This is a genomic window from Streptomyces fructofermentans (assembly GCF_014651055.1).
Classification (GTDB): Bacteria; Actinomycetota; Actinomycetes; order Streptomycetales; family Streptomycetaceae; genus Streptomyces; species Streptomyces fructofermentans.
Window position 1 is genome coordinate 138,042 of the sequence record NZ_BMWD01000026.1, and the last position, 10,657, is coordinate 148,698.

Sequence of the window (10,657 nt, forward strand, 5' to 3'; positions counted from 1 at the left end):
GCTGAGCTGCACATGTCATACGGGTCGTTGGTCCGCGAGGGCCGATCAGGAGGACGCTTGTGAACGGCAGACCGGCATCGAAGCTCTTCGGCTCGCGGCGATTCCGCCAGAGGTCACTGGGCGGCCTCGCGGGTGCCGCGGCCCTGGTGCTCGCCTTCCCGGCCACCGCCCTGGCGGCGCCTCCCGGCGCGCTTCCCGCCAACGCGAGCGGGCTGGAGCAGACGTTCCAGCCCGCCTTCGACTACGACACCGACGGCTGCTACTCCACCCCCGCCATCGGCACGGACGGGACGATCAACGGCGGACTCAAGCCGAGCGGGGCGCTCAACGGCTCCTGCCGGGACGCGTCCGACCTGGACAACACCAACGGCTACTCGCGCGAGAAGTGCAACAACGGCTGGTGCGCGATCGTCTACGCCCTGTACTTCGAGAAGGACCAGGCGGTGGCCGGCAGCGGGCTGGGCGGCCACCGGCACGACTGGGAGCACGTCGTGGTGTGGGTGCAGAACAACGAGGTCCAGTACGTCTCGACGTCCAACCACGGCTCGTTCACGGTCCACAACCGGTCCCAGATGCGCTTCGACGGCACGCATCCGAAGGTCGTCTACCACAAGGACGGGATCAGCACCCACTGCTTCCGGGCCGCCAACTCCAACGACGACCCGCCGGAGAACCACAAGGGGACCTGGCAGTATCCGCCGCTGGTCGGCTGGAACGGCTACCCGGCGGGCCTGCGCGACAAGCTGACCACGTACAACTTCGGCAGTGCGACGCTCGGCATCAAGGACAGCACCTTCAACTCCCACCTGGCCTCGGCCAAGCCGTCCGGGATCGCCTTCGACCCGAACGCCTGACCGCGTCTCACACCGGCGGGGCCCCCGGGCCCCCCGGGGACGGCGGCCTCCCGGCCCTGCCGGGAGCGCCGCCGCTCGCGCCCGCGGGCAGGACCCGGGAGGCGAAGGCGACGACGTCCTGGACGACGCGTTCGGGCTCCTCCACGTACAGGAGGTGGCCCGCGCCCTCGTACACGGTGAGTTCGGAGCCGGGGATCGCGTCGAGGATGCGCTGCTGGTCCGTACGCGGCAGCAGCGTGTCGGCGTCGCCCCACAGCACGAGCGTGGGGACGAGGATGCCCCGGAGCGTCGCGGGCAGGTCCGTCTCCATGAGGCCCCGCAGGGTCTCCCGCCAGACCCGGGCGGGCACCTTGAGGCTCTCCGCCGTCAGGGTCGCCACGAGCCCGCGCCCCAGTGGCCGCGCCGCGAGTTCGTCGAGGAGTTCCTCCGCGAAGGCGCGCGGGACGGGGTCCTTGAGCCCGTCGACCCGCCGCCGCAGGGCCGCGGCGCCCGGCTTGTCCGCGAGTGCCGCCGGAGCGCCCGCCAGGACGAGTCCGGCCACCCGGTCGGGGTGGCTGCCCGCGACCATCCGCGCGACCACCCCACCACTGGACGCGCCGACCAGTACGGCACGGCCGACGTCCACGGCGTCGAGGAAGGCCACGAGGTCGCGCGCGAAGTCCTCCGGCAGGTATCCGTCGGCGGGCCGCTCGGCGTCGCCGTGCCCGCGCTGGGTCGGCGCGTACCCGTGGACCGCGGCCGGAAGCTGCCTGAGCAGGGGCTCGAACGTCCACCACGAGTCCCCCAGGCCGTGCACGAAGACGACCGGCGCGCCCTCCGGGTAGCCGGCCTCGGCGTAGGGGAGCAGCAGTCCGCTCCCGAGCCGTGCGGCCTTCACGGCGATCGTGCTCACGGAGGACCTCCTGACGTCGGTCGTTCGGCCCCCTCGCCCGCCGCCGCGGGCGGCGCGACGATCTCTCTCATCGTAGTGAGGAGCGCGCCGGTCCGCCCGTCCGTACGCCTCGCCCGAAGCGGCCGCCGCGCCCTTCCGCACGGCTCCGCGAGAACGCGGAATACGCCCGCCCGCGCCCTGCCCGCCCCCTCGGCGACGCCCCCGCGACAACCGGAATTTCCTCTTCCGCGACAGGCCCGAAGCGGCTCGACGACACCCGGAGGATCACCGGACGGCGTCGATCGACGGTTCCTGTCACAACCGGCGCCGCGGTGGGCTACATTTCGATCGCCCTCGGTTCCGGGATTACATCGGAGGGGCGCTCTGAGAGGAATTCTGGAGCGGCACATGCACCCCTTGGACCTTCCCAGAACGAATCGGACCCTGATGCAGGGAGGGCTCGCCGACAGTCTCTTCGAGACGGCCGACCACGCCCCCACGCTGCCGCAGCTCGCACGCCGTTCGGACACCGATTCCACGACCTGGACGACGGTCGCCGCGATCGAACTGCGGGACGAGGTGCTGGACGTGGCCCGCGGCTTCATCGCGGCCGGGATCTTCCCCGGACACCGCGTCGCCGTGATGGCCCGCACGCGCTACGAGTGGACCGTCCTCAGCTACGCGCTGTGGACCGTGGGCGCCGAGATCGTGCCCATCTACCCGACGTCCTCGCACGAGCAGGTCGCCTGGATCCTCAAGGACGCCGGCTGCGTCGCCGTGGTGGTCGAGGACGAGCAGGGCATCATGACCGTCGGCTCGGTCTGCGCCTCCCTGCCGGCCCTGCGGCACGTCTGGCAGCTCGACGCGGGCGCCCTGGCCGACCTCATGGAAGCGGGCCTGTCGGTCCCGATCACCACCGTCGAGTCCATGCGCCGGATCGTGCTGCCCGACTCGACGGCGGTCATCGCCTACACGTCCGGCACGACGGGGCACCCCAAGGGCTGCGCGCTCAGCCACCGCAGCCTGGCCGCCCCCTGCGACACCCTGCTGGACGGCTGGGGCCACACGGCGGCGCCCCCCGGGGAGCAGCCCGTCGTCCTCGCGTTCCTCCCGTTCTCCCACGTCTACGGCCTGATGATCCAGGGCATGTGCATGCGGGGCGGCATACTCATGGGCCACGAGCCCGACCTCCGCGCGGAGGCGCTGTCCGCGGCCCTGATGTCCTTCCGCCCCACGTACCTCTACGCCGTGCCCTTCGTCTTCGAGAAGATCTACAAGAACTTCCTGCGCGCGGCCCAGGAGGCGGGCCGCGGCGCCCTGTTCGAGCGCGCGGTGCGCACGGCCCAGGACTTCGCCGCCGCCTCCGAGCGGCAGCGGCTCGGCACCGGACCGGGCCCCGGCTTCGACCTGCGGCTGCAGCACGCCCTGTACGAGAAGACGGTGTACCGCAAGCTCCGCGCCGCACTGGGCGGCAGGGTGTGCGGCGCGGTGTCGGGCGGCTCGCCCCTCAACCGTGAACTCGCCCTCTTCTACTCGGGCATCGGCATCTTCGTCCACGACGGGTACGGGCTGACGGAGACCAGCGGCGGCATCACGGCGCAGCCCGTCGGCCGCGAGAAGCTGGGCACCGTCGGACGCCCGCTGCCCGACACGGAGGTCCAGGTCGCCGAGGACGGCGAGATCCTCGTCCGCGGCCCCTCGGTCTTCCAGGGCTACATCAACGACGAGGCGGGCACCCGGGCCGCGCTCCGCAACGGCTGGCTGGCCACGGGCGACATCGGACACGTCGACTCCGAGGGGTACCTGAGCATCACGGGCCGCAAGAAGGACATCGTGATCACCAGCGGCGGCAAGAGCGTGGCTCCCGCGGCGCTGGAGGAGCACCTGCGGGTGCACCCGCTGATCCACCAGGCGGTGGTCGTGGGCGACAACCGGCCGTGCGTCGGCGCCCTGATCACCCTCGACCCGGACTTCCTCGCGCACTGGCGCGCCGTCCTGGCCGCCCCGGGCGAGCAGACCGACCGCGAGATGCGGGAGGAGGACGCGCTGCGGGAGGAGATCAAAAGAGCCGTGGCCGCCGCGAACAGCACCGTGTCGCGCTCCGAGTCCATTCGCGTCTACCGGGTGCTGCCCGAGCCGTTCGACCTCGCCAACGGCATGCTCACGCCGTCGATGAAGCTGCGCAGGGACGCCATCGCGCAGCGGTACGCGGCCGAGATCGAGGCGATGTACCAGTCGTCGTCGCGCGGTTCGCGCAACCCGGCCCCCGTCGACCCCAACCAGTGGGACGACTCGGACAACGTCTTCAGGTGACCCCGCCGCACACGGCCCCGCACGGCGGGCGACCCCGGGAGGTCGGCCCGCCGTGCGCTCCGGCGTTCCCCGGAGCGTGAACCTCCGCCCCGGAGAACTCCGCCTGCGCGCACCGGTACCCGCCGGGCAGCCGCCCCGCGAATCAGCCGCGCACCCCCGCCGCCCGCCGTCACGGCACGGCTGACGGCCGCCCCGCGGTTCTGCACAGGGCCCGTGCCATCCCGGACCTCCCCTCACCCAACGATTGAATCGTGCACGGTTCTTGACGCCCAATGAGCGAGAGTCCTACCGTCACAGCGATTAAAACGATTCAAAATTCAGACCCCAACGGGGTCTCTTCGTGCTGCCCCGGGAGTGGACAGGAACCATGGACGACCTCACCGCAGACCACCGGACGGGCATCGCGCGCCGTACGCTCCTCGCCGCCGCGGCCACGACCGCCGCCGCCGGCGCCCTCGCCTGGTCGGCCCCCGGAGACGCGGTCGCCGCCGCCACCGCGGCGGACCGCGGAGCCGCCTTCGGCTTCGCGGACCCGTCCCGCGCGGTGCGGCCGAAGTTCCGCTGGTGGTGGCCTGACGGCCTGGTGCGGGCCGACGAGATCAGACGCGAGGTCGACCAGATCGCCGACGCGGGCTTCGGCGGCGCGGAGATAGCCGCCGTCCACCACAGCGTCACGGACGCCTCGGTGCTGGACACGGCGCGCCACGGCTGGGGCAGCCCCTCCTGGGTCACCGGCGTGGAGGCCGCGCTGAGCCAGGCCGCCCGGCGCGGCCTCACCATCGACCTCACGGTCGGCCCGAGCTGGCCGGCCGCGGTGCCCGGCATCACCCCGGACAGCGAGGCCGCCGTCAAGGAACTGGCCCACGGGGCCGTCACCCTCGCCCCCGGCACCTCGTACTCCGGCCCCGTCCCGGAACCGGTCCACGGCGCGGCCCCCGGAGTCACCGCCCGACGGCTGCTCACCGTGCAGGCCGCCCGCGTCAACACCGCGTACTCCACGCGCAAGGAGACCGGCCTCGACCTGGACTCCGTCACCGACCTCGGCACCGCGGTCTCGGGCGGGGCCCTGGAGTGGACCGCGCCGGACGACGGCACCTGGGTCCTCCTCGCGTACTGGGTACGGGGCTCGGGGCAGACGCCCGAGGCCGGCCCGCACACCGACCCGCCCTCCTACGTCGTCGACCACTTCAGCGCGGCCGGGACCCGCGCGGTGACCGACCACTGGGAGGCGCACATCCTGACGCCGTCCGTCCGCCGCCTGCTGAAGGTCTCCGGCGGGGCGCTCTTCGAGGACTCCATCGAGCTGGAGACCGACGGACTCCAGTGGACACCGGGACTGCCCGACGCGTTCCGCGCGCACACCGGCCGCTCGCTGCTCCCGCTGCTTCCCGCCGTGGTCCTCGACAACAGCAACCAGGTCTACACCTTCGAGGCCGCCGTCACCCGCCAGATACGGCACGACTTCTGGGAGACGGTCTCCACCCTGTTCAACAGGCACCACATCACCGCGCTGCGCACCTGGGCGCACTCGCTGGGCCTCGAACTCCGCTCCCAGCCGTACGGGTTGCAGACGGACGCCATCGCCTCGGCCGCGATCCTGGACATCGCCGAGGGCGAGTCCCTGGGCTTCAAGAACCTCGACGACTACCGCTGCCTGGCCGGCGGCCGCGACATGGCGGGCCACACCGTGCTGTCCTGCGAGGCGGGCGCCTACTCCGGCAGCGCCTACAGCACGACCTGGCAGCGCTTCCTGCGCACCATGGGCGGCGCCTACGCCGCCGGGGTCAACCAGACCGTCGTGCACGGCTTCTCCTACGCAGAGCTGCCCGGCGTCAACTGGCCCGGATACGCGGCCTTCACCCCCTACAGGGGCACGGTCGGGTACGGCGAGTCCTGGGGGCCGAGGCATCCCACGTGGAAGCACGTCGAGGACGTCTCCGGCTATCTGGGGCGGATCCACCACGTGTTGCGGACGGGCCGCGCGAGGGCCGACGTGGCGGTGTTCCGGCAGACCGGCTACACGGCCACCGGCATCGGCGCCTCCTGGTTCACGGCCACCGGCATCACCCTCGGCTGGACGCACCAGTTCCTCAGCGGACCGCTGCTCGACCTGCCGAACGCGACCGTGCGCCGAGGGCGGCTCGCGCCCAACGGCCCCGCCTACAAAGCACTGTTCGTCGAGGGCGACTTCTTCTACGGCTCCACCGCGACCCTTTCCCCGGCCGACGCCCGCACGCTGCTGCGTCTCACCCGCGCGGGACTCCCCGTCGTACTCCTCGGCGCCTGGGAGTCGGTGGTGCCTCCCGGCGTCCCCGACCCCGGGGAGGTCGACGAAGTACGCGCCCTGGTGGGCGAGTTGCTGGCCCAGCCACGAGTGCGCCGGGTCACCGAGAAGGCGGCGGTGGCGACCGCGCTCGCCGAACTCGGCGTGGTTCCCGACGTCGTCCACTCCACCGCGTCGACCCTGCTCAACGCCCACCGGGTGGCCGACGGCGTCGACTACTACTACTTCTGCAACGGCAAGCACGCCGAGACCGTGAAACCTCCGGTGGCCGCCGTCGACCACGACGTGACCCTGCGCCGGAGCACGGCCGACGGTGTGCCCCACCTCCTCGATCCGTGGACCGGCAGGACCGAGCGCATCGCCCACTACACCGAGGACGGCGACACCGTCACCGTACGGGTCGCGCTCCAGCCCGCGGAGAGCCTCGTCGTCGCCGTCGGCCGCCCCGGCCTGTTCGGGGGCCGCCCCGGCCGGCGTCAGCACGCGGTCGCCTCCGAGGCCGACGACGTGCGCTTCACCGACACGGGACTCGCCGTACGCGCCTTCGCCGACGGCACGTACCGGACGCGCCTCTCCGGGGGACGCACGGCGAGCACGACCGTCAAGGGCGTTCCGGAGCCGTTCGAGCCGGCCTCCTGGAGCCTGCGCGTCGAGGACTGGCGGCCCGGCTCCACCGCCACCACGACGACGGTCGTCGCACACGAACTGGCCCTGGACGCGCTGCTCCCCTGGTCTCGGATCCCCGAACTCGCGGACGTCTCGGGCATCGGCCGCTACCGCACCGAGGTCACGCTCGGCGACGGCTGGACCGGCGGCCACGGCGCGCTGCTCGAACTCGGCGCCGTGACCGACACCTGCCGGGTCACCGTCAACGGCCACCGCCTCGACCCGGTCGACGTGATCAGGCCGGTGGTGGACCTGGGCGGCCTGCTCAGAAAGGGCCGCAACGTCATCGAGGTCGAGGTCGCCACACCGCTGGGCAACCGGCTGCGGGTCAGCGACCCCGCGGTCTACGGCGGCACGACCCGGCAGGCGTACGGGCTGATGGGACCGGTCCGCCTGGTGCCGTACGGGGAGGCAGAGGCCCGCACCCGGTGAGCCGCCCCGGGCCGCGCAGCGGCCCGGGGAAACGCGGGAGCAGCCCGGACGACGGGCCCGTACCGACGTGAGGACACCACCGGCCCGCAGCCGCCGAGGCGGTCGCGGGCCGGTTGGGTGTTCCTCCGGGCGTCCGCCCTACGCGGACCGCCCGTCACACACCGGGCGGGTACCCCCGGGCGCCCCCGGAGAGGGCCGCCGCGGCGACGGTCGTCTCCTCGGACGGCGTCGTGGGGACGGAGAGCGCCATCGCCGGCACGGGCCTCCCGCGCGGCGTGCGCCGCGCCTCCCGCAGGCTCGGCACGGGGAGGGGCCTGACCAGCGGGGCACGCTCCATGGCGCGGACCCGGCGCGAGAACCAGACGATCCTCCCGCCGTCGCCCGAGGCGCAGCACCCCCAGCCGTCGCTGAGCGCGGCGAGTTGGGCCAGACAGCCCCGCGTCGCGGAGTCCGGGTGGAACGTGCCGTCACTGTCCGCGACGGCGGTGATGAGGTGCTGGCCGTTCCACCACATCTCGATGGTGGTGTTCCTGTCCGCCGCGTACTCCTCGATCGTGCGCAGCAGCACGTCGGCGCAATGGCAGACGGACTCGACGAGGCTCTCCAGGTTCCAGTGGCGGAGATGGGCGGCCAGAATGCGTTTGACCTGGTCGACCCGGTCCGGACCGACCTCCACGTCGAGGTGGTAGTAGCAGGGAACTGCGGTCTTCATCGTCGTTCGCTCCTCACCGGCGCAACTCACGCCACTCCGCGTCCCCGCGGGACGGGCCCCGAACACGAAGCGTGAGCATTGGTCGCTCCTGAGTCACTCCCAGCGTGGGAGCGGTACTCCATTCGTGCAACACGAGAGCGCGTCGCGTGTCGTTGAAGTGACAACAGGACGTTGAGTGGTGCTGCATGCACCATGGGTGAGGATGTCGGTCGTGTAGTCGGCCGACACCTCTGCGTACGCGGTCTTCACGCACGATCTGTGCGAACCGGGCGCATTCGAGGGAATGGAAGGTGACCAGTGAAATGCTGCTGCCTGCCAAAACCGAGGTCGCCAGGCATCTGGAGCTGTACCGGGCCTGGGAACGCATGATGCTCGCGGCCCCCGCCGACCGTGCGGCGCGGGGCAATTTCGAGAACACGGGATACACGCTGTGCGTGCTCATGGGCAAGCGCTGCGCGAGGGAGGCCGTTCACGCGGCCGAGCGATATCTGGCGGGCGGCCCGGCCGCACGCCGCCGTGAACGGGCCACGAGCGGCCCGGCGACCGGCACACGACCCGAACGATCCGACGGACTCGCGGTGAGCCCCGTCCTTTAGAGCCCTTCCGACGCGACGGCGGACCACGGACCGAGCGCGCGGACGGCGGAGGTGTGACCATGACCGAGAACCCGGCCGACGGCCGCGTCCCCCCAATCGGCCGCAGGCCGGTCGTGCGCACGGGACGCGTACCCGTCGTCGACGTGCGGCCGGCCGTCGACCGAGGGGCCCGTCCGGCCAAGGCGGTTCCGGGAGAGACCTTCCAGGTCACCGCGACCCTCTTCGGGGAGGGCCACGACGCGGTGGCCGCGAACGTGGTGCTCCTCGACCCCAAGGGCCGACCCGGACCGTGGACGCCGATGCGCGAACTCGCGCCCGGCACGGACCGCTGGGGCGCCGACGTCACCCCCACGAAGCCGGGAGCCTGGACGTACCACGTCGAGGCCTGGTCCGACCCCGTGACCGCCTGGCGCCGCACGGCCGCCGTCAAGGTCCCGGCCGGCATCGACGTCGGCCTGGTCCTGGAGGAGGGCGCCGAGCTCTACGAGCGCGCCGCCGCGGCGGCCCCCCGCGGGGCGGCCCGCAAGACCGTCAAGGCGGCCGCGCAGGCCCTGCGCGACGAGAGCCTGCCGCCCGCCGACTGCCTCGCCGCCGCGCTGGCACCGGAGGTCGACGCGGTGCTCGCCGCGCACCCGCTGCGCGACCGGGTCTCCGCCTCGGAGCCCATGCCGCTGCTGGTGGAGCGGGAGCGGGCGCTGTACGGGTCCTGGTACGAGTTCTTCCCGCGCTCGGAGGGCGCGGTCGTGGAGCCCGGCCGGCCGCCGGTGAGCGGCACCTTCAGGACCGCCGCGCGGCGGCTGCCCGCCATCGCGGAGATGGGCTTCGACGTCGTCTACCTGCCGCCGATCCATCCGATCGGCAGCACGTTCCGCAAGGGGCCCAACAACACCCTGGACGCGAGCCCCGAGGACGTCGGCGTGCCGTGGGCGATCGGCTCCCCGGAGGGCGGGCACGACGCCGTCCACCCCGACCTCGGCACGGTCAAGGACTTCGCCGCCTTCGTACGGGCCGCCGGCAGGCTGAAGTTGGAGGTGGCGCTGGACTTCGCGCTGCAGTGCTCCCCCGACCATCCGTGGGTGGAGAAGCACCCGGAGTGGTTCCACCACCGGCCGGACGGCACGATCGCGTACGCGGAGAACCCGCCGAAGAAGTACCAGGACATCTACCCGATCGCCTTCGACCGGGACATGCCGGGACTGGTCCGCGAGACCGTGCGCGTCCTGCGGTTCTGGATGGGCCACGGGGTACGGATCTTCCGCGTCGACAACCCGCACACCAAACCGGTGGTGTTCTGGGAGCAGGTCATCGCGGACATCAACCGCACCGACCCCGACGTCATCTTCCTCGCCGAGGCCTTCACCCGCCCCGCGATCGTCCACGCCCTGGCCCGCGTCGGCTTCCAGCAGTCCTACACGTACTTCACCTGGCGCAACACCAAGGCGGAGATCGTGGAGTACCTCACCGAGGTCTCCGGTGACTCCGCCGCGTACATGCGGCCCAACTTCTTCGTGAACACGCCCGACATCCTTCCCGAGTACCTCCAGCACGGCGGCCGGGCCGCCTTCGAGGTGCGGGCGGTGCTGGCGGCGACCCTCTCCCCCACCTGGGGCGTGTACGCCGGGTACGAGCTGTGCGAGAACGCCGCGCTCAGGCCGGGCGGTGAGGACTACCTGGACTCGGAGAAGTACCAACTGCGGCCCCGCGACTGGGAGGCGGCCGAACGCGAGGGACGCTCCATCGCGCCCCTCATCGGGACGCTGAACCGGATCAGGCGCGAACACCCCTCGCTGCGCCGGCTCCGGAACCTCCATTTCCACGAGGCCGACAACGACGCCGTGCTCGCCTACAGCAAGACCACCGGAACGGACACGGTTCTGGTGGTTGTGAACCTGGACCCGCACCACACCCAGGAGGCCACGGTCTCGTTGG

At 72.3% G+C, this 10,657-nt stretch carries 7 protein-coding genes; 5 read left to right on the forward strand and 2 right to left on the reverse strand.

Annotated features, from left to right (window positions below; genetic code table 11):
- The first annotated feature begins 59 nt into the window (after nucleotides 1–59).
- Nucleotides 60–854: an NPP1 family protein gene (locus IE265_RS29795; RefSeq protein ID WP_190038831.1), complete on the forward strand. Its 795-nt coding sequence runs from the start codon at nucleotides 60–62 to the stop codon at nucleotides 852–854.
- Nucleotides 855–861: 7 nt separating this feature from the next.
- On the opposite strand, the gene IE265_RS29800 is transcribed toward IE265_RS29795, so the two are convergent.
- Nucleotides 862–1,746: an alpha/beta fold hydrolase gene (locus IE265_RS29800; RefSeq protein WP_190038832.1), complete on the reverse strand. Its 885-nt coding sequence runs from the start codon at nucleotides 1,744–1,746 to the stop codon at nucleotides 862–864.
- 387 nt (nucleotides 1,747–2,133) lie between these two features.
- On the opposite strand from IE265_RS29800, the gene IE265_RS29805 reads away from it, so the two are divergent.
- Both IE265_RS29805 and IE265_RS29810 read left to right on the forward strand, forming a co-directional pair.
- Nucleotides 2,134–4,038 carry an AMP-dependent synthetase/ligase gene (locus IE265_RS29805; RefSeq protein ID WP_190038833.1) on the forward strand — a complete coding sequence of 635 codons (1,905 nt, stop codon included), beginning with the start codon at nucleotides 2,134–2,136 and terminating at the stop codon, nucleotides 4,036–4,038.
- Nucleotides 4,039–4,405: 367 nt separating this feature from the next.
- Nucleotides 4,406–7,420 (forward strand): glycosyl hydrolase, encoded by a 3,015-nt coding sequence (locus IE265_RS29810; RefSeq protein WP_190038834.1) that lies wholly within the window; start codon nucleotides 4,406–4,408, stop codon nucleotides 7,418–7,420.
- 154 nt (nucleotides 7,421–7,574) lie between these two features.
- Here IE265_RS29810 and IE265_RS29815 read toward each other — a convergent pair whose 3' ends face one another.
- Nucleotides 7,575–8,132, reverse strand: a complete 558-nt coding sequence (locus tag IE265_RS29815; RefSeq protein ID WP_190038835.1) for a pep a2 — start codon at nucleotides 8,130–8,132, stop codon at nucleotides 7,575–7,577.
- 302 nt (nucleotides 8,133–8,434) lie between these two features.
- Between IE265_RS29815 and IE265_RS29820 the strand changes: the two genes are divergently transcribed.
- Nucleotides 8,435–8,728, forward strand: a complete 294-nt coding sequence (locus tag IE265_RS29820; RefSeq protein ID WP_190038848.1) for a DUF5133 domain-containing protein — start codon at nucleotides 8,435–8,437, stop codon at nucleotides 8,726–8,728.
- Nucleotides 8,729–8,787: 59 nt separating this feature from the next.
- The coding region (locus IE265_RS29825) for an alpha-1,4-glucan--maltose-1-phosphate maltosyltransferase (protein WP_190038836.1) at nucleotides 8,788–10,657 on the forward strand (1,870 nt) is incomplete at its 3' end.